Source organism: Marinobacterium sediminicola (assembly GCF_022343685.1).
GTDB classification, from domain to species: Bacteria; Pseudomonadota; Gammaproteobacteria; order Pseudomonadales; family Balneatricaceae; genus Marinobacterium; species Marinobacterium sediminicola.
Genome location: NZ_CP092123.1, coordinates 1626233 through 1649325 on the forward strand (window position 1 = coordinate 1626233; position 23093 = coordinate 1649325).

Annotated in this window: 21 protein-coding genes and 4 tRNA genes; 19 read left to right on the forward strand and 6 right to left on the reverse strand. The window is 52.9% G+C overall.

The annotated features are described in order from the left end of the window. Positions 1-15: 15 nt before the first annotated feature. Complete coding sequence (gene amrB / locus LN244_RS07465; protein WP_239042216.1) at positions 16-816, forward strand: AmmeMemoRadiSam system protein B; 801 nt, start codon at positions 16-18, stop codon at positions 814-816. Beyond that, complete coding sequence (gene amrA / locus LN244_RS07470; protein WP_239042217.1) at positions 803-1390, forward strand: AmmeMemoRadiSam system protein A; 588 nt, start codon at positions 803-805, stop codon at positions 1388-1390. Before amrB ends, amrA begins: the two co-directional genes overlap by 14 nt. Before the next feature lie 18 nt (positions 1391-1408). Here the strand turns inward: amrA and LN244_RS07475 are convergent, their stop codons facing one another. Together LN244_RS07475 and acnB are read right to left on the reverse strand one after the other, a co-directional pair. Then, positions 1409-1831 (reverse strand): immunity protein Imm33 domain-containing protein, encoded by a 423-nt coding sequence (locus tag LN244_RS07475; RefSeq protein ID WP_239042218.1) that lies wholly within the window; start codon positions 1829-1831, stop codon positions 1409-1411. 148 nt (positions 1832-1979) lie between these two features. Further along, positions 1980-4577 carry a bifunctional aconitate hydratase 2/2-methylisocitrate dehydratase gene (gene acnB / locus LN244_RS07480; protein ID WP_239042381.1) on the reverse strand — a complete coding sequence of 866 codons (2598 nt, stop codon included), beginning with the start codon at positions 4575-4577 and terminating at the stop codon, positions 1980-1982. 360 nt (positions 4578-4937) lie between these two features. On the opposite strand from acnB, the gene LN244_RS07485 reads away from it, so the two are divergent. The 8 genes from LN244_RS07485 to miaE all read left to right on the forward strand — a co-directional run bounded on the left by LN244_RS07485 (position 4938) and on the right by miaE (position 11349). Continuing rightward, a protein-coding gene (locus LN244_RS07485) for an IS3 family transposase (RefSeq protein WP_239039826.1) occupies positions 4938-6013 on the forward strand; the annotation gives its coding sequence in 2 pieces (ribosomal slippage) (positions 4938-5187 and positions 5187-6013; 1077 coding nt in all). 414 nt (positions 6014-6427) lie between these two features. Beyond that, positions 6428-6898 carry a hypothetical protein gene (locus LN244_RS07490; protein ID WP_239042219.1) on the forward strand — a complete coding sequence of 157 codons (471 nt, stop codon included), beginning with the start codon at positions 6428-6430 and terminating at the stop codon, positions 6896-6898. A gap of 25 nt (positions 6899-6923) precedes the next feature. Continuing rightward, the gene (locus LN244_RS07495) at positions 6924-8150 is read left to right on the forward strand and encodes a hypothetical protein (RefSeq protein WP_239042220.1); all 1227 of its coding nucleotides are present in this window, start codon (positions 6924-6926) and stop codon (positions 8148-8150) included. A 44-nt stretch (positions 8151-8194) separates the two neighbouring features. After that, complete coding sequence (locus LN244_RS07500) at positions 8195-8827, forward strand: hypothetical protein (RefSeq protein WP_239042221.1); 633 nt, start codon at positions 8195-8197, stop codon at positions 8825-8827. A gap of 64 nt (positions 8828-8891) precedes the next feature. After that, the gene (locus LN244_RS07505) at positions 8892-9254 is read left to right on the forward strand and encodes a roadblock/LC7 domain-containing protein (protein ID WP_181738152.1); all 363 of its coding nucleotides are present in this window, start codon (positions 8892-8894) and stop codon (positions 9252-9254) included. Between the two features lie 73 nt (positions 9255-9327). Then, complete coding sequence (locus LN244_RS07510; protein ID WP_239042222.1) at positions 9328-9789, forward strand: PAS domain-containing protein; 462 nt, start codon at positions 9328-9330, stop codon at positions 9787-9789. A gap of 13 nt (positions 9790-9802) precedes the next feature. Continuing rightward, positions 9803-10549 (forward strand): phosphate/phosphite/phosphonate ABC transporter substrate-binding protein, encoded by a 747-nt coding sequence (locus LN244_RS07515; protein ID WP_239042223.1) that lies wholly within the window; start codon positions 9803-9805, stop codon positions 10547-10549. A gap of 158 nt (positions 10550-10707) precedes the next feature. Then, positions 10708-11349 (forward strand): tRNA-(ms[2]io[6]A)-hydroxylase, encoded by a 642-nt coding sequence (gene miaE, locus LN244_RS07520; protein WP_239042224.1) that lies wholly within the window; start codon positions 10708-10710, stop codon positions 11347-11349. On the opposite strand, the gene LN244_RS07525 is transcribed toward miaE, so the two are convergent. After that, entirely contained in the window at positions 11309-12082 is a 774-nt protein-coding gene (locus LN244_RS07525; protein WP_239042225.1) for a UDP-2,3-diacylglucosamine diphosphatase, read from the reverse strand. The genes miaE and LN244_RS07525 overlap by 41 nt on opposite strands. Beyond that, complete coding sequence (locus LN244_RS07530) at positions 12082-12585, reverse strand: peptidylprolyl isomerase (protein ID WP_239042226.1); 504 nt, start codon at positions 12583-12585, stop codon at positions 12082-12084. Before LN244_RS07530 ends, LN244_RS07525 begins: the two co-directional genes overlap by 1 nt. Positions 12586-12773: 188 nt before the next feature. Between LN244_RS07530 and LN244_RS07535 the strand changes: the two genes are divergently transcribed. From LN244_RS07535 to cysS, 3 genes are all read left to right on the forward strand, one after another. Continuing rightward, positions 12774-14453: a glutamine--tRNA ligase/YqeY domain fusion protein gene (locus LN244_RS07535; RefSeq protein ID WP_239042227.1), complete on the forward strand. Its 1680-nt coding sequence runs from the start codon at positions 12774-12776 to the stop codon at positions 14451-14453. Positions 14454-14456: 3 nt separating this feature from the next. After that, a complete protein-coding gene (locus tag LN244_RS07540) occupies positions 14457-15341 on the forward strand; it encodes a hypothetical protein (protein WP_239042228.1) in 885 nt (294 codons plus the stop codon). A gap of 93 nt (positions 15342-15434) precedes the next feature. After that, positions 15435-16826 carry a cysteine--tRNA ligase gene (cysS, locus tag LN244_RS07545; RefSeq protein WP_239042229.1) on the forward strand — a complete coding sequence of 464 codons (1392 nt, stop codon included), beginning with the start codon at positions 15435-15437 and terminating at the stop codon, positions 16824-16826. Between the two features lie 50 nt (positions 16827-16876). Here the strand turns inward: cysS and LN244_RS07550 are convergent, their stop codons facing one another. Further along, the gene (locus tag LN244_RS07550) at positions 16877-19138 is read right to left on the reverse strand and encodes a PAS domain S-box protein (protein WP_239042230.1); all 2262 of its coding nucleotides are present in this window, start codon (positions 19136-19138) and stop codon (positions 16877-16879) included. Between the two features lie 112 nt (positions 19139-19250). Then, the gene (gene folD / locus LN244_RS07555) at positions 19251-20105 is read right to left on the reverse strand and encodes a bifunctional methylenetetrahydrofolate dehydrogenase/methenyltetrahydrofolate cyclohydrolase FolD (protein ID WP_239042231.1); all 855 of its coding nucleotides are present in this window, start codon (positions 20103-20105) and stop codon (positions 19251-19253) included. Positions 20106-20325: 220 nt separating this feature from the next. On the opposite strand from folD, the gene LN244_RS07560 reads away from it, so the two are divergent. The 6 genes from LN244_RS07560 to clpP all read left to right on the forward strand — a co-directional run bounded on the left by LN244_RS07560 (position 20326) and on the right by clpP (position 23028). Further along, positions 20326-20402: transfer RNA gene (locus LN244_RS07560), tRNA-Arg, on the forward strand. Between the two features lie 34 nt (positions 20403-20436). Next, positions 20437-20512, forward strand: a tRNA-His gene (locus tag LN244_RS07565). 33 nt (positions 20513-20545) lie between these two features. Beyond that, positions 20546-20630, forward strand: a tRNA-Leu gene (locus LN244_RS07570). A 23-nt stretch (positions 20631-20653) separates the two neighbouring features. Beyond that, a tRNA-His gene (locus tag LN244_RS07575) sits at positions 20654-20729 on the forward strand. Between the two features lie 223 nt (positions 20730-20952). After that, positions 20953-22296 carry a trigger factor gene (gene tig, locus LN244_RS07580; protein ID WP_239042232.1) on the forward strand — a complete coding sequence of 448 codons (1344 nt, stop codon included), beginning with the start codon at positions 20953-20955 and terminating at the stop codon, positions 22294-22296. Positions 22297-22392: 96 nt separating this feature from the next. Then, positions 22393-23028, forward strand: coding sequence for an ATP-dependent Clp endopeptidase proteolytic subunit ClpP (gene clpP / locus LN244_RS07585; RefSeq protein ID WP_239042233.1), 636 nt, complete (start codon positions 22393-22395; stop codon positions 23026-23028). The last annotated feature ends 65 nt before the right edge of the window (positions 23029-23093 follow it).

Here is a 23093-nt window from a genome sequence, read left to right on the forward strand (position 1 = left end):
AGCTGGAGATCGGTCATGAGTGGTATGTTGAGGCCTGCAGCCGTTGCAGGTCTGTTTTATCCCGCTGATAAAACTGCACTTCAACATCTGGTGATCAGTATGCTCGAGGATGCGCCAGAGCCTCCCACGCTGCCAAGAAGGCCCCGCGCGCTTGTTGTACCTCATGCCGGACTTGTTTATTCCGGACCTGTGGCTGCGGCGGCCTATCGGCTGCTGCAGGCAAGCCAGTTGGGTCAGGAGTGGAAGCGAATCGTGCTATTGGGGCCGAATCACCGAGTGCCTCTGGTTGGCATGGCGGTTCCGGATGAAGCCGATTGGAAAACGCCTCTGGCGATAACGCATTTGGATCGTGAATTTATTGCGGAACTTCGTAAGCACTTTTCACTGTCGATTCGTCCGGATGTCCACCTCCCTGAGCATTCTCTTGAGGTGCAGTTGCCCTTTATTCAGCTATTGGCTCCCGGTCTGCCGCTGGTGCCGATTCTTGTTGGGCCTGAGAGTGCGGCTGATGTTGCAGCGTTGATCGAGTATTGCTGGCAAGACAATGCCTCGCTCGTTCTGATCAGCAGTGATCTGAGTCACTATCACCCTTGGGAGGATGCTCAACGGCTGGATGAAATGACCAGCAAGATGATTTGTCGCGCGGACCCTCATTTGGAATCAGAGCAGGCATGCGGGTGCTACGCGTTGAATGGCCTTTTGCTGGCAGCGCGGCATCACCAGTTGTCGATTAATTGTCTGAGCAGAATGACTTCAGGCGATACGGCAGGAACCAGGGAGCAGGTAGTGGGGTACGGAGCTTATGTCTGTTATTGAATTTTCACCGGAGCAGCAGGCAGCGATTCTGTCTCTGGCGCGCAAGGGGGTGTGTGAAGCCGTTGAGCATGGCAGTGTTGCGTTGCCGGATATTAATCAGTTTGCAGACTTTCTGAGGACCAGCAGAGCCTGTTTTGTCACGCTGGACAGCCAGGGAGAGCTGAGAGGTTGTATAGGTTCACTGCAGGCCACGCGTCCTCTGGCGCATGATCTGCTTCACAATGCCTGTGGTGCGGCATTGCATGACTATCGTTTTCCTCCGTTAAAGACTGACGAGCCGATTCAGGTTGCGGTTTCCATACTGTCGCCGTTGGTGGAGATGCGTTTTGAGACTGAAAAAGACTTGTTAAAGCAACTGGTGCGGGATCGGGACGGTGTGTTGTTGCAGGCAGGGCGAAATCGAGCCACGTTCTTGCCCGTCGTCTGGGAGGGCTTGCCTGTGCCTGAGCTGTTTTTGCGCGCACTCAAGCGGAAGGCGGGGTTGTCACCGGATTACTGGTCGGATCAGGTTAAGGTCTGGCGTTATCAGAGTGAATATTTTTCGGAAGAGGGCGAAAAGCCGGCATGCGAATGATGCCGGCAGAGTGAGCTTTTAGCTGCCTTCGCGTTGCTGGCTGAAACGGTCGACGTCATTGGTAATGTCGACTTCAACCCTCGGGGCAGGAATCCGAAAATCATAAACGCGTTCCCAGCCCTCTGAGTCGGGAGTGCGTTCCCATACGGTGCCTGCATTATATTCAACAAGTTCAGTCAGAGATGGATCAAGCTGGCAGATGCGCTCCAGCGGGATCGGCATCATGTTGACCAGCTCGTTTTCGAGAAACTCTTCGGTTTCATAACCGGTAAACATGCGCCATCCGGTGTCGTTGAGATGTTCGGGTACTGTCTTGTACATGAAACGAATTGGGAGCTTTTCCTCGAGCAGCAGGCGTGAAACCAGTGCCAGATAGCCGTTCTTGGTTTGAGCGGTCTCCTGTTCCTGTGTCAGTGGCTGGTCGGGAGTTGGTGTTTTCATGGTGCTTGACCTGTATGCGCTGTTCTTTTCGGATATGACCATCAGTATATCAGCTTGTGCGGGCTGAGCCGATGCCACGCAGGTAAACAAAAACCCCGCCGAAGCGGGGTTTGGTATTTACTGCAAGGACAAGGGTGTCCTGTCAGTATCAGGCTTCAACTGTCGGGATAACAGAGGATGCCTTGGCGACGTAGGTGTCCATCTGGTCGAAGTTCAGGTAGCGGTAGATTTCGCCAGCCATGCTGTCGATCTTGCTCGCGTATGCCATGTACTCTTCGACGGTCGGCAGTTTGCCTTCCAGTGCCGCAACAGCCGCGAGCTCGGCAGACGCCAGGTAGACGTCCGCGCCGTCACCCAGACGGTTCGGGAAGTTACGGGTAGAAGTGGAGACTACAGTCGACTTGGCAGCTACACGTGCCTGGTTGCCCATGCACAGGGAGCAGCCCGGCATCTCCATGCGTGCGCCGGCCTTGCCGAACACGTTGTAGAAGCCTTCTTCAGTCAGCTGGGCAGCGTCCATCTTGGTCGGCGGAGCGATCCACATGCGAGTCGGGATCGACTTGCCTGAAGCTTCCAGCAGCTTACCAGCGGCACGGAAATGGCCGATGTTGGTCATGCAGGAGCCGATGAACACTTCATCGATGTTGGCGCCCTGTACTTCAGACAGCAGGCGAGCGTCGTCCGGATCGTTCGGAGCACACAGGATCGGCTCCTTGATTTCGGACAGATCGATCTCGATGACTTCAGCGTATTCAGCGTCAGCGTCAGCGCGCATCAGGCTCGGGTTGGCCAGCCACTCTTCCATGCCCTTGATACGACGCTCGATGGTGCGAACATCGCCGTAGCCTTCAGCGATCATCCACTTCAGCATAACGATGTTGGAGCGCAGGTACTCGGCAACAGAGTCTTCAGACAGGGTGATGGTGCAACCGGCAGCTGAACGCTCTGCAGATGCGTCGGACAGTTCAAATGCCTGCTCGACAGTCAGGTCTTCAAGACCTTCGATTTCCAGTACACGACCGGAGAATGCGTTCTTCTTACCCGCCTTTTCTACGGTCAGCAGGCCCTGCTTGATCGCGTAGTAAGGAATGGCGTGTACCAGATCACGCAGGGTGATGCCGGGGTTGCGCTTGCCTTTGAAACGTACCAGAACGGATTCCGGCATATCCAGCGGCATAACGCCGGTGGCCGCAGCAAACGCTACCAGACCAGAACCGGCCGGGAAGGAGATGCCCAGCGGGAAACGGGTGTGGGAGTCACCACCGGTACCCACGGTGTCTGGCAGCAGCATGCGGTTCAACCAGGAGTGGATTACCCCATCGCCCGGACGCAGGGAAACACCGCCGCGGTTCATGATGAAGTCCGGCAGAGTGTGGTGCGTATTAACGTCAACCGGCTTCGGATAAGCAGCGGTGTGGCAGAAAGACTGCATGGTCAGGTCGGCAGAGAAGCCAAGGCACGCCAGGTCTTTCAGCTCGTCACGAGTCATCGGGCCGGTAGTGTCCTGAGAGCCGACAGTGGTCATCTTCGGCTCGCAGTACATGCCCGGACGTACGCCGTCCATGCCGCAGGCCTTGCCAACCATTTTCTGTGCCAGGGTGTAACCCTTGCCAGTGTCTGCAGGCTGCTCTGGCTTGCGGAACAGGTCAGACGGACCCATGCCCAGTGCTTCACGAGCCTTCTCGGTCAGACCGCGGCCGATGATCAGCGGGATACGGCCGCCAGCGCGGACTTCGTCGATCAGAACCTGAGTCTTCAGACCGAAGGTGCAGATCACTTCATCAGTACCGTGCTTGCATACCTTGCCTTCGTACGGGTAAACGTCGATGACATCGCCCATGTTCAGGTCGTCAACCGGCATTTCGATCGGCAGAGCACCGGCATCTTCCATGGTGTTGTAGAAGATCGGAGCGATCTTGCCGCCGAAGCAGTAGCCACCGGCACGCTTGTTCGGTACGTACGGGATGTCGTCACCGAAGAACCACAGAACAGAGTTGGTTGCGGACTTACGGGAAGAGCCGGTACCAACAACGTCACCTACATAAGCAACAGGGAAGCCCTTGGCTTTAACTTCTTCGATCTGTGCCAGCGGGCCTTTGACGCCGGGCTCTTCCGGGTTGATGCCTTCACGTTCCATCTTCAGCATGGCGTTGGCATGCAGCGGGATATCAGGACGTGACCAGGCGTCCGGAGCCGGAGACAGGTCGTCAGTGTTGGTTTCGCCCGGTACCTTGAATACGGTAACGGTGATCTTTTCAGCCAGTTCAGGCTTGGAGGTGAACCACTCGCCCTCAGCCCAGGACTGCATAACCTGCTTGGCATGAGCGTTACCAGCTTCTGCCTTTTCCTGAACGTCATGGAAAGCGTCAAACATCAACAGAGTGTGGGACAGAGCCTTGGCTGCAGTCGGAGCCAGTTCTTCGATGTCCAGGCACTCGATCAGCGGTGCGATGTTGTAGCCGCCCAGCATGGTGCCAAGCAGTTCAACGGCCTTCACCTTGTCGATCAGGGGAGAGGAGGCTTCACCTTTGGCGATAGCTGCCAGGAATCCAGCCTTGACGTAAGCTGCCTGGTCCACACCCGCGGGAACGCGGTTGGTGATCAGGTCGACCAGGAACTCTTCTTCGCCGGCAGGCGGGTTCTTCAGCAGTTCGACCAGAGCGGATGTCTGTTCAGGATCAAGCGGCTTCGGCGGGATGCCTTCAGCAGCGCGTTCTTCTACATGTTTACGATAAGCTTCAAGCACGATATGGCCCTCATCTGTTTTCACCGCCGGACGCCGGAGTGGTATACCCCCACCGACGGCGTATCGACTAGGTATCGAATGGTGATTGGCGAGCGAATTCTAGCGGAAGGGCGTCGCAAAGTTAAGATTGTCGACACAATTACCTGACCAAAGTATTAGACACTTAACCTTACGGGTTACAAGGGGTTGCACGTTACATGAGCGTTGCTTTTACAATTTTGACATTGCTTATAGTGTAAAACTTGGCAGACGCTTAAAGAGACTCTATACATTAACTCCTAATGAGCATGGTAATCCCCCCGAAAAGTAGCAGTGCTCAAAAGTAGAATTTTCTCGTAATGTATACGCAGGAGGTTCTGCATGAAGAAGTCCCGATACACCGACAGCCAGATCATGGCGATACTGAAACAAGCGGAAGCAGGTACCCCAGTTCCCGAACTATGTCGTGAACATGGGATGAGCAGCGCCACATTTTATAAGTGGCGGGCGAAATACGGCGGCATGGATGCTTCGTTGATGGCTCGGCTGAAAGAGCTTGAAGATGAAAACCGCCGCCTGAAGAAAATGTATGCTGAAGAGCGGCTGAAGGCCGAGATCGTCCAGGAAGCACTGCAAAAAAAGTGGTGAAGCCGTCTCGGCGCAAGGAGATGGCACAGACCTATGTTGCTTCCCGTGGCGTCAGTATCCGGCTTGCCTGTGCTGCCTTTGGTATCAGCGAATCCTGCTACCGGTACCAACCCAAGCTGTCATCGGAGAATGCTGAGATTGCAGATTGGTTGATCCGCCTGACTGAACAGGATTCAGACTGGGGCTTTGGTATTTGCTTTGACTACCTGCGTAATGTGAAAGGCTTCGGCTGGAACCATAAGCGCGTATACCGTATCTACTGTGAACTTGCATTGAATCTGCGCATACGGCCTCGGCGGCGCCTAAAGCGCCATAAGCCGGAGCCGTTGAAACAGCCCCTGCGACGCAACCAGGTGTGGTCGATCGACTTCATGCACGATCAGCTGTCGGATGGCAGAAGCTACCGGCTGCTCAATGTGATCGATGACTACCGGCGAGAAGGACTGGCAATAGAAGCAGGCTTCTCTCTGCCATCCATGCGAGTGATACGCACCCTGTCTCAGTTGATTGAGTGGAGGGGAAAACCATCGCACATTCGCTGTGACAACGGCCCAGAATTCATCAGTCACGAATTCACCAACTGGGCTCGTAAACATGACATCCGGATTGAGTATATTCAACCCGGCAAGCCTCAACAGAACGCTTACATCGAGCGTCACAATCGAACGCTCCGCTACAGCTGGGTCAGTAAGCATCTATTCGAAACACTGGAGGACGTTCAGGATTATGCAACGCAGTGGCTCTGGTTTTACAATCATGAGCGGCCGCACAAAGCCAATGGTGGCCAGCCACCACTAAAAGTGGCTTAGCCTCTACTTTTGGCATCAGCTAAAAAGGGGAGGATTACCGCATCATTTTGGGGTGTTGTATCCCTTGACACATTTTAATGGCGAGCAGATTAAACATCTGTTTGTTATGAGTCAGAGACGCTTTTGGAGTTTGTTTTTTGTGATCGAAATTTTCTACCACATCTGGCATAAACGATATGTGGTGTGATCTTTAGATGTTGTGTAACCTGTTGTTTAATCAGATCGAAGTGACAGGTTTGTCCATTTCTGAATGTGGGCTCTGGTCGCTACCGGATAGCGGTAAGAATTATTCTGCTGGTTTTCAAGTGCTGGTTGCAGTTGATACCGGTCAACTTTCAATTACCTGTGTTTGAATTCCGTTTAAAAGCTACGTATAACAAGTGAATACATTATCTCAGGCAGGAGGTAGCCTTGATGAGTTCAGCAGACAGTCCGGCTGAAGTCGCACAGGATGGGCGCATGGTGAAAGCGGATCTTCAACTTTCCAAGTTGCAGATCATGTTCAATTTGCAAGCTGACAAGCGTCTGATCTACGTTGGTGCTCAGCCAACAGTTGCCCTGCGTTACTTGACACGCCTGGTTGCTGCCCGCCCCCGTATTCTGCGAAATCACATTCGCCGCGTATATCTTGCTATTCAGTGTGCGGACAACGAGCAACTGACGGGTGCCTTGATCGATCTTTTGCTGGTGCTGCGTGGTCGCGGTCAGTTTTTGGTAAATCGTCTTATCCAGCAATCTGGGCCTCTGTTGCAGAGTGATTATCGGATCATCATGAATAAGGCTGTTGATACACGTGACTTGTCGCGACTGGCGGAGCTGCCGCTTGAGCACGCAGTGCTGAGTAATGGCCGTTGTATGCAGTTTTCCAGGCAGAAATTACACTGAGTACCGCCTGTAGAAGGATATAAATATGTCGGTCGGTGGTAAGCACTCAATTGGAATCGTCGGTTTTGCAGCTAATGAAGCGGCAATGCTGGAGATATTCTTTAAGGGTAACAAGGGCGAGGGTTTTGCTCTCTCTGATTCCAGTCAGGCAGATGCACTGATTGTGGGCTGTAGCGAGAAGGAAGATCACTCCCAGATTGAAAAGTTGCTTGGCGACCAGAAGCTTCCGGTTATAGCGGTTGTTGATCAGTCTACAGAGCATTTGGCTTCGAATGCCAGTGTGACAATTCGTCGACCTCTGACTCTGGGTGCGCTTCAGGATGCGTTGGCAAAGCTGCGGGGCAGGCTTGATTCTGCTTCGGTCGCCAGTGGAGTGGCTGTGGCAGTTAGCGAGCAGGAAAAAGCTCGAGAGGAAGTTTTTGCAGAATGGCAGGCTCGCAAACAACGCAGCAGTGAAGCGCTTTCCGCCTGGAAAGGCGACAGTGCGCAACGAGAGGGTGAAGCGCTGCGGAGTCGTTTCAGTCTTGAGCGGAACGAACTGAATAGCCTGATTCTGGAAGCTCAGCACGAGTTGCAAAAGCAGCAGGCCTCACGTCCTCCCAAGCCTGCTCCAGAGCCTTTTGTTGAGCCTGAAGAGAAGATTCAAACGCCTAAACTCTCCGCTGAAATGATCCAGCAGTGTTGCGGCAGTTTGCCGGACGTAAATCTTGACTCGCCTCATGAGCGTCGCCGTGCCTACTTCAGTCTGGACGGACTGCTTTTGCCTTGGGTGCAGCGATGTGTGCGTCAAGGAGATGAGACTGGTAACGTGCAACAGGTGTTGGGGGTGCCAGGAGCGTTTTTCTATTTGCCTGCCGAGAAAGTGTTTCTTGTTGGAATTGATGCTGACCTGTTGTTGCAGCTGACCCGTACTCGCTTTGGTTTCGATGAGATATCGTTGCAGGAGCGCAGTGCGGAGGCTGAGCTGCCTCAGGGTCGTAAAGTTGCGGCTGATGAATTGCTTTGGCAATTGGCGCTGTTTACATCGCGTGGCCGTGTGCCTGATACGCTCTCTGCAGAACAGCCAAAACTGCTGGACGAAATGCCCGATTTCGAGCGCTTGCTTGAAACTCCGCATGCAAGGAGTATTGCTGAGTTGTGGCAGAGTCAGCGCCTGTCAGCACAGAATATTGCGTCTATGTTGGGTGTGCCTCAGCGTTTTGTGTTCTCGTTCTTTGTGGCAGCGGACGCCATCGGTCTGTTCTGTCCCTGACCGGAAACGTGTGTATCACACCATGGATCTTTCGGAGTTTAACCGTGAATCAAGAGCAAAATGATACCCCGCGGTATTTTCAGGTCACGCCTAGTGGGGCGTACTATGCAACCCTGAATACCGAGCCGGAAACGCTGCGGGCGCTGCTGTTGCAGCTGCTGAGTGCTGATACGCATATTCCGTATCTCGGCTCGTTATTGCAAAAACTGACAGGTCTGCCGGAGGCTGAAGCGGAGACGCTTCTGGATAAGGCTGTGCAACATGGCTTTATTGATCTTCCGGAAGCCCCGGAAACGATCGCTGCAGGGACAATTGAGGAGCTGCTGCCGAAGCTGCTGCCGAGTCTTGCTGATGGCCGAGTGTTGCTGGCTGATGATCAGGGTTTCTGTCTGGGGCAGTCAGGCTTCGAAGATGAAGAAGCTGAGGCTATTGCAGGTATGGCCGCTGATTTGGTGTCCATGCATGAGCGTCATCAGGCATTGCTGGGACGTCATCTGGGTATTGATGGCTCATCCTGGGCATTGATCGATGCAGTTGGTCAAAGTGAATTGGGTTTTTGGACCCTGCATGTAGGGGAGCAGAAGTTCCTCCTGATTCTGGAAGGGATGCCTCATCTGAACCGGCAACCTTTTGTTGATTTGATGTCGGTTCTGATCCGACGTTATCTGGATTACTGATAAAACGGGTTGTCCGTTTTATGCAGAATTACAACCAGCGCTAATGGCCTAAAAGGAGACTACCATGCGCTCAGAAATGTTGACTTCTATTCTTAACGATCTCAACGGTACCTCTGCTGAAATCGAAGCGTCCGCAGTGATTTCTACAGATGGTCTGGTGATTGATGCGCTCCTGCCGGCTGGTATGGATGAAGACCGGGTGGGTGCTATGAGTGCGGCAATGTTGTCGCTGGGTGAACGCACCTCTCAAGAGCTTGCGCGTGGTGAGTTGGAGCAGGTCCTGGTGAAGGGTAAGAATGGTTATATCCTGATGACCCATGCTAACCAGGAATCTGTACTGACCGTGGTCGCTAAAACAAATGCTCGTCTGGGTCTTATTTTCCTGGACGTGAAGCGTGCGGCCGACGCAATCGGCAAGATTCTCTAAATCGATCACATGCACTGGCGTGCATTAGCATCGGTTAGTCGAGTGCACGCTTCTTTTCCGGTTTGGAGTTATTATGTCCGAAAATGATACAGGTTCAGTTCAAGAGGTGCTGATCAAGTACTTTGACGGCACAGAGCGGCTGGCCAAGATCGTTGACCGAGAAGTCCCTTATCCCGATGGCAAGTTGATCGTCTCCCGTACGGATCCCAGTGGCATTATCACTCATGCCAATCGTGCCTTTGTAGAGATGTCTGGCTATTCCCGTGAAGAGTTGCTCGGCGTGAATCACTACATTTTGCGGCACCCGGATATGCCGGCTGTCGCGTTCAAGGACCTCTGGGATACGGTGGCTCAGGGTAAAAAGTGGCAGGGTTATGTGAAGAATTTGCGCAAGGACGGTGCATACTACTGGGTTAAAGCGACCGTCATCCCCAATATTCGCAATGGTGAATTGGTCGGATACACCTCTGTGCGCCGCAAACCATCTCGCAGCAAGATCAAGGAGAGCGAAGCTCTTTATGAGACGTTGCGATAGCTGAGGTACTGCGATGACATTAAATTTATCGGTGAGCCCTGACTTTCCGCCAGCTCATCTATCGGGATGGTTCATTTTCAATACCTGGTTGCAGCGTCAGCTGGGTACCGGCGTTCACTTGGAGCTTTATGACAGCTTCGAAGAGCAGCGTGAAGATATTCGTAGTGGCAAGATCGATCTGATCTATGCAAATCCATACGATGCTTCCATGCTTGTGCGTGAACTTGGGTTCAAGGTACTGGTGCGCCCCCGCAATCGTGCAGATGAGACGGTAATTGCCGTTCGTAAGGATGATGGGCGCAATGCGGTCGAAGATCTTCAGCCCGGCATCACGGTAGCGACGACTGCCGATCCGGATGTTCATATCATGGGTATGATTATGCTTGAATCCGCGGATCTGGATAAAAGCAATGTCACCTTCCGTGAGTATGATAATTATGTTCTCGTAGCTAAGGCGCTGCTGAACGGTCAGGCGGACGTCGGCTTTTTCCTTAAGGCCGGTTACGATGAGTTGTCCGAGTTGGTTCGCAGTAAAACCAAGTCGCTTGTCGATAGTCAGATCAGTGTAGTCCATCATACGCTGGTTGCCGGTCCGCGTATGCAAGAGCATATAGAGCTTCTCACGGAGCGCCTGCTGAACATGGAAGAAGATCTCAAAGGCCGAGAAGTCCTCAAAAGCATGGGGCTGGATGGTTGGGATCGAATGGAAGATGAGCAGACAGAGTTCATGATCGACCTTATTGATACGCTTATCGATTAAGGTTGTAAGGTGGTCGAAAAAGGCGCCCTCAGGGCGCCTTTTTTGTTTTGGGTCATCTTCAAGGCTTGGTGTTATTGGTAATCAGCTACCTAAGTTTGTAGAATCCTGCGTCTGCCGAGTGGCAGTTCTGTTCATTATTTGAAATTGGTTTGGCTCTGATGGATGTGTTGACCGAAATAAAAGGCTTTCTGGGCTGCGAGACGCCAACAGAATGGCTTCAACTTGCTGCAAGGCCTGAAGCGATGCGATTGCTGTTGACGGATCATGCGCATTGCGAGAAGAAGGCAGCATCAACAGCAATGACGTTGATGTTTCGTTATGTTGATCGGTCCGATCTGTTAAACAAAATGTCACGCCTGGCGCGTGAAGAGCTGATCCATTTTGAGCAAGTGCTCGGGATTATGGATGCTCGCGGTCTTGAGTACGGTCACCTGAGCCCTGCGCGCTATGCTGCAGGATTGCGCAAGGATGTTCGTACTTCGGAACCCGGTCGGCTGATAGATGTTCTGATTATCGGTGCCTTCATTGAGGCGCGCTCATGTGAGCGCTTTGCTGCTTTGGCGCCGGATTTGGATGATGAATTGGCGCGTTTTTACCGGTCACTGCTTAAATCAGAGGGGCGTCATTATCAGGATTACCTGTCACTGGCAGAGGCCTATGCGGGTGAGCCTATCGATGAGCGCGTCGAATACTTTCGTCAGTTGGAAGCGGAGCTTATTCTGGCTGAAGATGAAGAGTTCCGCTTCCATAGTGGCAAGCCTAGCCTGGCACTCCTAAAGAGTCCCGCAGCTCTGCAGTGAGCCCTTCCTTGCAAGGCAGTTCGAAGGCGTAAAGCCGGCTGCCTTGTTCGTCCTGTTCCAGGTACCAGCCGTGACTGTCCCAGTCTCCCAAAACAACTCTCATGCCGCCTGAAGGGCTCTGTTGAGAGTGTATGCCCGGACGGTGAGTGTGACCATGGATCATTAGGTTTGCACCATGCGCTGTCAGTTGTTGACTGACTGCGGCGGGAGTGACATCGGTGATGTCAGCTGATTTCATGGCTCCCTGCTCCTTGCTGGCTGCTCTCAGCTTTTGAGCGATTTCCAGTCGCTCGTTAATCGGTTTTGCCAGGAATTGCTGTTGCCACTGAGGGTTGCGTACCAGGTTGCGGAAGGCCTGATAGTCCTCGTCTTCAGTGCATAGCTGGTCGCCGTGTAGTATTAGCGTTTTTCCGTGAGGGCTGTTAGTACAGTGCAATTCGCTGATGAGATGACTACCGGTTCGATGGGCAAAGCCTTCACCCACAAGAAAGTCCCTGTTTCCATGCTGGAAGAAAATCTTGACGCCACTAAGGCTTAATTCCTGGAGTTGACTCAGCAGGGGGGCAAGGTATTCGGGTGTGGCATCGTCACCGATCCAGGCTTCGAAAATGTCGCCCAGAAGGTATAGCTCGTTGGCATGACACGCTTTTTCATGGAGAAACATGCTAAACGCCCGGATAATATCCGGGCGTTTGGCATCGAGATGCAGGTCTGCAATGTAATAGCGCAGCATCAGCCCTCCGGCTGTTCGATGCTTGCAGACTCAATAATGATGTCTTCTACCGGTACATCCTGGTGACCTGCACGCATGGTTGTGCTGGCTTTCTTGATCTTGTTGACCACGTCCATGCCTTCAACAACCTTGCCGAATACGGCATAGCCCCAGCCTTCAGTGGTCTTGGCTGTGTGGTCGAGGAAGGTATTGTCTGAAACGTTGATAAAGAACTGGGCTGAAGCAGAGTGGGGGTCCATGGTGCGGGCCATGGCAATGGTGCCTGCCTGGTTGGAAAGGCCGTTGTCTGCTTCGTTCTGGATGGGTTCACGCGTTTCTTTCGGGATCATACCTGGTTCAAAACCGCCGCCCTGGATCATGAAGCCATCAATGACCCGGTGGAAAATGACGCCGTCATAGAATCCGTCACGGACATACTGTTCAAAGTTGGCAGCGGTAACCGGAGCCTTCTCATGGTCCAGTTCAAGAGTGATTGTGCCGACGTTGGTTTTCAGGATGATCATTTCCAGTTTCCCTGTTTCTCTTATGTGTCCGCCCATTATACTCAAGTATTAAGTTGCTGCATCCATTGGCAGACGCTTTATTCTTTTCATGGTGATCCAGGTGCGTCTGAGTAGCTTCTACGGTTATAATGCCTGGCACTGTATCCGGCGTTCTGGCCGGCCTTTTTCAGCTTCGACAAGACATGGATATGACCAAAAACGACAGCACCAAGCCGAACAACTTTATCCACCAGATTATTGAAGATGACCTCGCAAAAGGCCTGAATAATGGGCAGGTGGTGACCCGTTTTCCGCCTGAGCCCAATGGCTATCTGCACATTGGTCATGCTAAATCGATCTGTCTGAACTTTGGTACGGCACAACGCTTCAATGGTCAGTGTAATCTTCGCTTCGACGACACCAACCCTGAGAAGGAAAGCCAGGAGTATATCGACTCCATAATTGAAGATGTTCGCTGGCTTGGCTTTGAATGGAGTGGTGATATTCGTTACAGCTCCGAGTATTTCGATCAGCTGTACGCCTGGGCCGTTCATCTCATCAAGGCAGGCAAAGCCTACGTTGATAGCCTCAGCGCGCATGAGATGCGCGAATTTCGCGGCACCCTGACTGAACCAGGTAAAAACAGCCCATACCGTGACCGTAGCGTTGAAGAGAACCTCGAGCTGTTCGAAAAGATGCGCAATGGTGATTTCGAGGAGGGTGAGTGTGTCCTCCGTGCGAAGATCGATATGGCTGCGCCCAACATCAATATGCGCGATCCGGTCATTTATCGAATTCGTCATGCCCATCATCACCAGACCGGCGACAAGTGGTGCATCTATCCTTCCTATGATTTTACGCATGGCCAATCAGATGCGCTGGAAGGCATTACACACTCCATCTGTACTTTGGAGTTTGAAGACCATCGCCCGCTGTATGACTGGTTCATCAATAATCTGCCGGTGCCGGCTACGCCGCGTCAGTATGAATTCGCTCGTCTGAACCTGAATTACACAGTAACCAGTAAGCGTAAGCTGAAGCTGCTCGTCGATGAAGGTCATGTTGATGGCTGGAATGATCCGCGTATGCCAACGATCTCGGGTATGCGTCGTCGCGGTTTTACGCCGGCATCCATTCGCAATTTCTGCGAGATGATTGGTGTAACCCGCTCTAATGGAACCGTGGATATGGGGATGCTGGAGGCTGCGATCCGTGATGATCTGGATGCCAATGCGCCTCGCGCCATGTGTGTCATAGATCCGATCAAGGTTACCATCTCCAACTTTGCTGAAGGCGACGAGGAGTGGTTTGAGCTGCCGGCGCACCCGAAAGATGAATCCATGGGGATTCGCAAGGTGCCTTTCACGCGCAATCTGCTGATTGAGCGGGAAGACTTCGCCGAAGAGAAGCCTCGCAAGTGGAAGCGTATGGCGCCGGGTGATGCCGTTCGTCTGCGTGGCTCCTATGTCATTCGTTGCGATGAAGTGATCAAGGATGAGCAGGGTGAGGTGGTTGAGCTGATTTGTAGCTATGACCCTGCAACCAAGGGCGAAAACCCGACGGATTACAAACCCAATGGTGTTATTCACTGGGTGTCCGCCGATAACTCCGTGCCTTGCGAAGTGCGCCTCTATGACCGTCTGTTTACGGAAGCTAACCCTGACGGTGACAAGACGCGTGACTTCCATGAATTCCTGAATCCGGAATCGCTGAAAGTGATGTCTGAAGCGCGTGCCGAGATTGGGCTTAAGCATGCCGTCACCGAGAGTCGCTATCAGTTCGAGCGTACGGGCTATTTCTGCGTGGATACAAGCACGACAGAACACAAGCTGGTGTTTAACCGCACCGTTACGCTGCGTGACTCCTGGGCCAAGATTCAGGGTAAATAAAAGATGCGGTTGAGAGCGGGCGCGGCGCGCTTGCTGGTGGCTATGGCACTGCTGGCAGGTGGCTGTGCGTCCACCATGCTCACGACACAGTATCCCGTGCTTTCAGTTGAGCGCACGGCGTTGTTGGTCAGTGAAATCAGTGAAACGTCCGGGCTGGCTGCGCAGGGCAGTCAGCTTTGGACCCACAATGACAGTGGTGACCGGCCGCGTCTGTACAAAATCTCACCTGAGAAGGGCGAGGTTGTTCAGCGTCGCGCTGTTCTGGATGCGCTGAATTTCGATTGGGAAGAATTGGCGCAGGATCGGGATTACCTTCATATTTTTGACTGCGGCAATAATGCTGGGCTGCGGGAATGGATGCAGGTTTACTCGGTTCGCTGGGATGATCTTGCCACTGATACCGAGGAAGCAGTGCCTTCGCGCCTGACCGAGTTCAGGTTTGCGGATGCCCAGCCTTCAGCGGGTGTGCATGAGCATAACAACGATTGCGAGGCGGCCACTGCGGTCGGTGATGAGCTCTGGGTATTCAGCAAGAACTGGCAGGATCAGCAGACCCGTCTGTATAGGCTGTCAGCGGATGGTGAGCGCCATGCTCTGGTGAGTCAGGCTGCTTACCCGGTTGGCGGTTTGATAACCGCGGCTGATTACGACCCTGATCGTCAACGCCTGGTGTTGCTGGGTTATACCCGGAATCGCTTTAGTTCGTCGGCTTTTATCTGGTTGATACCGGTCGTTCAGAATGCGCCGGATTGGTCAAATGCTCGTCGCCATCCGCTTTCGCCAGCAGGGCAGTGGGAAGCAGTGCTTTGGCGTCCTGATGGTCTCGTGTTGACGCGGGAATCCAGTCTGCTGGGACAGAGTTGGCTTGGGTTCATCCCGTTGCCCTGATCGCAGTTGCTTGAATCTTCAGGCATAATCCTGAAATATTTTTGTCCCGCCCTGGGGCGGGTCTCTTGATTTTACAGAATTCGGCTGACCCTAATGCTTCATATCTACAATACCCTGACCAACAGCAAGACGCTATTTACTCCGATCGAGCCGGGCAAAATCCGCATGTATGTATGTGGTGTCACGGTCTATGACTTCTGCCATATTGGTCATGCACGCGTTATGGTGGCTTTTGATGTCATCACCCGTTACCTGCGAGCGCGTGGCTGGAATGTTGATTATGTGCGCAACATCACCGATGTGGATGACAAGATCATTCGCCGTGCGGCTGAGAATGGTGAAACCGTTGAGCAGTTGACGGAGCGCATGATTGCAGCAATGCATGAAGATGAAAGTCGGCTCAATGTGCTGCGTCCAGATCAGGAGCCACGTGCTACGGCTCATATCGGTGACATTATTGATATGGTGAGCACGTTGATCGATAAGGGCTTTGCTTACGCTGCAGACAATGGTGACGTTTACTACCGTGTTGAAAAATTTGAAAGCTATGGTCGGCTGACCAATAAGGTTATCGAGGATCTGCGGTCCGGCGCTCGGGTTGAGGTTGGGGAAGCCAAGGAAAGCCCGCTGGACTTCGTGCTTTGGAAAGCAGCCAAGGCGGGTGAGGTGAGCTGGGAGTCTCCATGGGGAGCAGGGCGCCCGGGTTGGCATATTGAATGCTCCGCGATGTCCAAGTGCTGCCTGGGAGACAGCTTTGATATTCATGGTGGTGGGCCTGATTTGCCGTTTCCACATCACGAGAACGAAATTGCCCAGTCTGAGGCTGCCAACGGCTGTACCTACGCAAACTTTTGGATGCATGCAGGTCCTGTGCGAATGGGCAAGGAAAAAATGTCCAAGTCGCTTGGCAACTTCTTCACCATTCGCGAAGTGCTGAAGCACTATAACGCCGAGGTGGTACGCTACTTCCTTGCAAGTGTGCACTACCGTAGTTATATCGACTACTCACAAGACGGCTTGAAAGAAGCCCAGAGTGCGCTTGAGCGTTTCTATCAGGCCCTTGCTTCAGTCGAGGCTGCAGAGACTTCTGAAGGGCTTGATAATGACTTTGAATCACGCTTTTTTGAGGCGATGGATGATGACTTCAATACTCCGCGTGCATTGGCAGTCTTGTTCGAGCTGGTGAGTGAACTTAACAAGTCTGTTCGTGAGGGGCATGCTGATGCTCCGGCTCTGGCTGCACAGCTTAAACAGCTTGCGGGTATGATCGGTTTGCTAGAGCAGTCTCCCAGGGCTTTCCTTCAGGGAGAGGCTGGAGAAGGTGATCTGACCTCCGATGAGGTAGAGGCTCTGATTGAACAGCGTAATCAGGCACGCAAGGACAAGGATTTTGCAGAGGCTGACCGTGTACGTGACCTGCTTGCTGAAAAGGGAATCGTGCTCAAGGATGGTCGCGAGGGAACCAGCTGGTACCGGGAACAATAATCGGTAACGGTGTCGTTTTCATTGGGGCGCCGCCTTTGGGTGGCGCTTTTTTATGCCTGATCTGCGCGATTTTTTGCTACCAGCATCAGGCTCTCAAGGTCGCAGCCGTCCTCCGGATAGCGAGCGATGGCAACAGTGATATCGGTTCTGCTCTCGCTCGCAGGAGGCAGGTGCTTGAGAATGTATTTTCTCAATTGGGCGCCATCGCAGACCGATGCTGTTCCGTCCTTGGCTATGGCCAGTTCATGATCGCTCAGGAGTGCAACCCTGATGTTGTTGGTCGCTGATTCCAGTATCTGTGCAACCAGTGAAAGTCGCTCAAGTTGATCATGATTTTTGTCGGTCCCATCAACAGGCGTGCTTGGGTGTCCGATTCGGATGATGCCAACCTCAAAGGGTGTATTTGTCTCTTTGGCTCTGCGCAGATCGCTCTCGGCACTGGCATGGAAATGAAGGCGATTAGGCAGTTTGGACGGCTGTTGCGCAGTCGTGGAGCTGACATCTATTTCGAGGCCATCGCGTTGTTGGGTTACATCACGCATAAAGCAGACGAAATGGGTTATATCCTGTGTCTCGTTGCGCAATGAATGTATTTCGGTTTCCTGAATATAAAGTTGTCCATTCTTGCGCCGATTGACAATGTCACCGCGCCAGAAACCATTCCCTTTTGCGGATGACCAGAGCTTGTAGAAAAACTCACTGCTGTGATGCCCTGCATTGAGCAGATCGGGAGTGCGCCCGATGACGCTTTTGCTGCTGTAACCGGTAAGGCGTTGAAACGAAGGGTTTGCCATCTCGATCTTGCCTCGGTTATCCGTAACCATGATCGAGTCCGCGCTATGTTCAAACAGGGTGCTTGCCATTCTGTGCTCAAGCCGCTGCTGCTTGGCTGCAGTGATATCCCTGAATACGACCTGTATGCCCTCCTGGCCCTGATAGTTGATCAGTGAGCTTGATACTTCTGCCATGAATGGCTGGCCATTGCAGCGCAAAAGGAGCTGCTCGGCGGGTTCAAGCGGTGAGCCGCTGCTCAGGATTTCGCGTCGTCGCTCAACAAATTCAATGCTCGTGGGATGAACTAGCTCAGTAATGTCACGCTGATAAAGTTCATCAGGGGACCCGCAGCCAAAAAGGCGAGCAGCGTGCTGATTCGCAAGTTCTACCTTGCCATTTACATGTACAACAATCGCTTCAGGAGACTGGGCGAAAAGGGATTCATAGCGTTGATACATCTCTTCAGCCTGTGCTGCCATGTTTCGGCTGAGCTGAAGGGCTTGTTGTCGAGTGACAATAAAGAACATTGAAATCAGTGTGAGCATCAGCGTGATCGAGATGCCTGACATCAGGGTAGCGGTATCATAGTGACGACTAAAGGCTGAGATGGCGCTCGGATCCAGACTGGAAATGCGCAGAGTCAGCGAGTGTTTGCCGATAGTGATAATACGGGTCATGCTGAGCAAGGGGGGGGTATTGCCGAGATCGGGATGAGTATCGAAACCGGGAGTTTCCAAAGACTCGCGCGTATCGATCAGCTGGATACGCATGGGAGTAGGCAAGTCCTCAAGGCTGGAATTGATCAGCATGCTCATGCTGAACCCAATGGTCACGACGCCAAGAAAATGCGTTTCACCGTCACTCAGTACTGATCGAACAGGCAGCATCTGGAGGTAATCCAGGGAATTGATATCAGTCGGCAGCAGGGATAAGGGCCGGCTCAAAACCATCTTGCCCGTGCGCAGGGTTTCCAGTACAGCCTGACGGCGTTTTTCCTCGCTCATGATATCGTAGCCGAGTACGCGATCTTCAATGCTTTTGGGTACAAGATGCATAACCACCAGACTGGGTTGATTGTCAGCCGGTGGTGGAAAAATCGTCAGTTTACGGGAGTTGTTCCGGTTGAACTCATCTATAAATGTCTCACGGCTATGTGCCGCGATGAAGCGTGTGAAGCTGAGGCCAACGACGCCAATATCACCGTAATTCACGTTGAATGAATCGAACATGCGATGCCAGCGTACATTCAGCTCGGCAGAGTTGAGCGATGGGTTGTTCAGAACCAGTCCGCGCCCAGCCATCATTAACAGGGAAAATCGGTCGACTTTTTCCTGAATAACGCGTGTGGTCTGCTGTACCGTGGCTTGAAAGCGATCCTGGAGGCGTTCCCGAGACTGTTTGGCGAAATGGGATGACAGGTAAAAACTGAGCGCCAGTCCCGAGACGAGAATCAGTAATGCAAGTACCGGGCTTTGCCAAAATTGAAGGTGACGACGGCTATCCCTGGAGCTTTCATCAAGCTTGGCGTCAATTTGCATCCTGCAGGTCCTGCTTTTTGTGGGGCTGTGAGGTCTGTTGGCTCAGTCAGGCCGCCGAAAGATAGCGTAGTAAGAAATGCCCGACTTGAGTGTGGCAAGTCGGGCGTAATGATCAGTCATCCAGTCGATTGGCGGCTTCAAGCGTGTTTTCCATCAAGCTTGCGACGGTCATGGGGCCGACGCCGCCAGGTACAGGTGTGATCCAGCCTGCACGTGCGGCAGCAGGTTCATACTCAACATCACCGACCAGACGTCCGTCATCCAGACGATTAATGCCTACATCAATGACGATTGCACCCGGTTTGATCCAGTCACCTTTGACCAGTCCGGGGATTCCGACACCCACTACAACAATGTCAGCGCGGCGTACATGCGCTTCGAGGTCGCGAGTGAAGCGGTGAGTTGTGGTGGTCGTACAGCCGGCCAGCAAGAGCTCAAGTGTCATTGGGCGTCCGACGATATTCGATGCACCAACAATGACTGCTTCCTGACCATGAAGGTCAACTCCGGTGGACGCCAGCAGGGTCATGACACCTTTAGGAGTGCACGGGCGGAGTACAGGGATGCGCTGTGCCAGTCGTCCCAGGTTGAAAGCATGAAAGCCATCTACATCCTTGTCAGGGCGGATTCGCTCCAGTACTTCGGTGGAATCCAGGTGGGCAGGCAGTGGAAGCTGGACCAGAATGCCATCCACTTCGGAATCGTTGTTCAGGTCATCGACCAGCTGCAGCAGTTCTTCGCGAGCTGTCTCGGCGGGCAGGTCATACGCTTTTGATGTAATGCCTACCTCGGTACAGGCGTTCTTTTTGTTGCGAACATATACTTGGGAGGCAGGGTCGCTGCCAACCAGAACTACAGCCAGGCAGGGCGCGCGCTTGCCAGCCTCCAGGCGGGCGTCAATACCTGCGCGAACCTGTTGACGGACTTGGGCAGCGATCTGTTTGCCATCAATGATCTGAGCGCTCATGAGTGAGGTCTTTTCCTTTAAGTACATTGTAGATGCAGAGAATGCGCTGATTTTCTCATCTTTATCGTCTGGGAGCCAATGGACTTTTATCGCTCTTTTGGTTACAGGGTGTTGTTATTGTTAAAAAAATTAAAAAAAGGTGTTGACGCTCAAAAGAAGCGTGTCTAATATACGCACCTCCTCGACACGGGGACTTACTCAAGGCGAGGCGGCGTGTTATGCGCTCGTAGCTCAACCGGATAGAGCAACGGCCTTCTAAGCCGTAGGTTGCAGGTTCGAGTCCTGCCGGGCGTGCCAGGTCGTCTGGATGGTTGAGTAAAAAGAGGTTGTGGTGGGCGTAGCTCAGTTGGTAGAGCCCCGGATTGTGATTCCGGTGGTCGTGGGTTCGAGCCCCATCGTCCACCCCATTACCTCAGGCAACATCATCGGCGTTTGCTGATGCGGACGTGGTGGAATTGGTAGACACGCTGGATTTAGGTTCCAGTGCCGCAAGGTGTGAGAGTTCGAGTCTCTCCGTCCGCACCATGAACACCCGATACACTAATGTGGTGGGCGTAGCTCAGTTGGTAGAGCCCCGGATTGTGATTCCGGTGGTCGTGGGTTCGAGCCCCATCGTCCACCCCAGTGTATCTCCTCCTTGTATCCTATCTTATTGTTTCAATTCCAATTTCGGCGCTATTGTGCGCTGTTTTTGCGTTCTGTTATGCGGCGTTTTGCTTGACTAATGGCTGCGCTTGCATGAAAATTTCGCGCTTTAGAATTTTTGGCTCTGCTGGTCGGTCGTTCTATATTAAGACGAGCCTGCAGGTCGCTACATCATGCTGCAAAACTATTTGTGAGGATCTCCATGCAAGTTTCTGTTGAAACGACTTCCGGCCTTGAGCGTCAGATGACCATCACTGTTCCGGCTGAGCGCATCGACCAGGACGTCGACAAACTGGTTGCTCAGCAGGCACGCACTCGCCGTCTGGATGGCTTCCGTCCGGGTAAAGTACCGCCCAAGGTGATCAAGCGCATGTTTGGCAGCGCGATCCGTCAGGACGTCCTGGGTCAGGTAGTTCAGGAAACCTTCTACACCGCTGTTGAGCAGGAAAAACTGCAGCCGGCTGGTGGCCCGAGCATCGAATTCAAGAACGACAAAGAAGGCGAAGATCTGCAGTACGTCGCTACTTTCGAAGTGTACCCGGAGATCGAACTCAAGGATCTCAGCGGTGTTGAGCTTGAAAAGCAGACTGCCGAAATCGCTGACGCTGATCTGGACAAAATGATCGAAACTCTGCAGAAGCAGCAGGCCAACTGGGTTGAAGTTGACCGCGCTGCTGCTGATGGCGATCGCATCAAGATCGATTTTGAAGGTTTCATCGATGGTGAAGCGTTTGAAGGCGGCAAGGCTGAAGGCCACGATCTGGTACTGGGCTCCGGCGCAATGATTCCGGGTTTCGAAGCCGGTCTGGAAGGTAAAAAGGCGGGCGAAGAGTTCGATCTGGAAGTTAGCTTCCCAGAAGACTACCACGCTGAAAACCTGAAAGGTAAAGCAGCCGTATTCAAAACCAAGGTACAGTCCGTATCTGCTCAGGAGCTGCCGGAACTGAATGAAGAGTTCTTCTCTCGTTTCGGTATCGAAGAGAAGGATCTGGACGGCTTCAAAGGTGAAGTTCGCAAGAATATGGAACGTGAACTGAAGCAGGCTCTTAAGATGAAGCTGAAGGATCAGGTCTTCACGCAGCTGCTGAAAGTAAACGACATCGAAGTACCGTCTGCTCTGATCGACAGCGAAATCGACAACCTGCGTCGCCAGGCGATCCAGCAGTTCGGTGGTCCGAACGCCAACATCGATCCGAACATGCTGCCGAAGGAAATGTTCGAAGATCAGGCCAAGCGTCGTGTTAGCGTCGGTCTGCTGGTGCAGGAAGTGGTTAAAACTGCTGAGCTGAAAGCCGACGAAGATCGCGTTCGTGAAACTATTGAAGAAATGGCTTCTACTTACCAGGATGCCCAGCAGGTCATCGACTGGTACTACGGTAACGACCAGATCCTGAACCAGATCAAGAGCCTGGTACTGGAAGATCAGGTAGTTGATCATCTTGTTGCATCTGCTAAAGTCACTGAAAAGGTAGTTCCTTATGAGGAAGCCATTCAGCCGGCACAGCAGCAGGCAGAAGCTGCTGAAGCAGAAGAAAGCGAAGCCTGATCCGGATTCCCGGTCAGGGCGTAAGCCATAAGGAAAACGACAGTTGGCTTGGCTGACTGTCGTTTTTTCGCTTATCAGGGTAAGGAGAATTTGTGCATGGCAGATATCTACACTGGGCGCTCCAGCGAAATTACCAACTCCGGCCTGGTGCCGATGGTTGTCGAGCAGAGTTCACGCGGCGAACGTGCCTATGATATCTACTCACGCCTGCTCAAGGAGCGGGTAATTTTTATGGTGGGCCAGGTCGAAGACCACATGGCTAACCTGATCGTGGCTCAGCTTCTGTTCCTGGAGGCCGAGAACCCCGATAAGGACATTCACCTGTATATCAACTCCCCTGGTGGCTCCGTCACGGCGGGTATGGCGATCTACGATACCATGCAGTTCATCAAGCCTGATGTGAGCACCATGTGTATCGGCCAGGCTTGCAGTATGGGGGCTTTCCTGCTGGCTGGCGGTGCCAAGGGCAAGCGTTTTGCGTTGCCTAATGCACGCATGATGATTCATCAACCACTGGGTGGGTATCAGGGGCAGGCGACGGATATCGAAATCCACACCCGCGAAATCCTGACCATCCGTGAGAAGCTGAATCGCCTGCTGGCAGAGCATACTGGCCAGGAGCTCGAAACCATCGTGCGTGATACTGATCGCGACAACTTCATGGATTCGAAGACCGCAGCCGAATACGGCCTGATTGACTCGGTTCTGGAACGCCGTCTGGGCACCGACTGATGTCATCACCGGTACCGGGAGAGTCAGGCCGAAACAACGATTAGGGTTTCGGGGTTGAAATTTCC

Excerpts from the sequence above, each read along its gene's own strand:
- amrB (WP_239042216.1), top strand. The coding sequence starts at position 16 with ATGAGTGGTATGTTGAGGCCTGCAGCCGTTGCAGGTCTGTTTTATCCC.
- amrA (WP_239042217.1), top strand. The coding sequence starts at position 803 with ATGTCTGTTATTGAATTTTCACCGGAGCAGCAGGCAGCGATTCTGTCT.
- LN244_RS07475 (WP_239042218.1), bottom strand. The coding sequence starts at position 1,831 with ATGAAAACACCAACTCCCGACCAGCCACTGACACAGGAACAGGAGACC.
- LN244_RS07490 (WP_239042219.1), top strand. The coding sequence starts at position 6,428 with ATGAGTTCAGCAGACAGTCCGGCTGAAGTCGCACAGGATGGGCGCATG.
- LN244_RS07495 (WP_239042220.1), top strand. The coding sequence starts at position 6,924 with ATGTCGGTCGGTGGTAAGCACTCAATTGGAATCGTCGGTTTTGCAGCT.
- LN244_RS07505 (WP_181738152.1), top strand. The coding sequence starts at position 8,892 with ATGCGCTCAGAAATGTTGACTTCTATTCTTAACGATCTCAACGGTACC.
- LN244_RS07510 (WP_239042222.1), top strand. The coding sequence starts at position 9,328 with ATGTCCGAAAATGATACAGGTTCAGTTCAAGAGGTGCTGATCAAGTAC.
- LN244_RS07515 (WP_239042223.1), top strand. The coding sequence starts at position 9,803 with ATGACATTAAATTTATCGGTGAGCCCTGACTTTCCGCCAGCTCATCTA.
- miaE (WP_239042224.1), top strand. The coding sequence starts at position 10,708 with ATGGATGTGTTGACCGAAATAAAAGGCTTTCTGGGCTGCGAGACGCCA.
- LN244_RS07525 (WP_239042225.1), bottom strand. The coding sequence starts at position 12,082 with ATGCTGCGCTATTACATTGCAGACCTGCATCTCGATGCCAAACGCCCG.
- LN244_RS07530 (WP_239042226.1), bottom strand. The coding sequence starts at position 12,585 with ATGATCATCCTGAAAACCAACGTCGGCACAATCACTCTTGAACTGGAC.
- LN244_RS07535 (WP_239042227.1), top strand. The coding sequence starts at position 12,774 with ATGACCAAAAACGACAGCACCAAGCCGAACAACTTTATCCACCAGATT.
- LN244_RS07540 (WP_239042228.1), top strand. The coding sequence starts at position 14,457 with ATGCGGTTGAGAGCGGGCGCGGCGCGCTTGCTGGTGGCTATGGCACTG.
- cysS (WP_239042229.1), top strand. The coding sequence starts at position 15,435 with ATGCTTCATATCTACAATACCCTGACCAACAGCAAGACGCTATTTACT.
- LN244_RS07550 (WP_239042230.1), bottom strand. The coding sequence starts at position 19,138 with ATGCAAATTGACGCCAAGCTTGATGAAAGCTCCAGGGATAGCCGTCGT.
- folD (WP_239042231.1), bottom strand. The coding sequence starts at position 20,105 with ATGAGCGCTCAGATCATTGATGGCAAACAGATCGCTGCCCAAGTCCGT.
- tig (WP_239042232.1), top strand. The coding sequence starts at position 20,953 with ATGCAAGTTTCTGTTGAAACGACTTCCGGCCTTGAGCGTCAGATGACC.
- clpP (WP_239042233.1), top strand. The coding sequence starts at position 22,393 with ATGGCAGATATCTACACTGGGCGCTCCAGCGAAATTACCAACTCCGGC.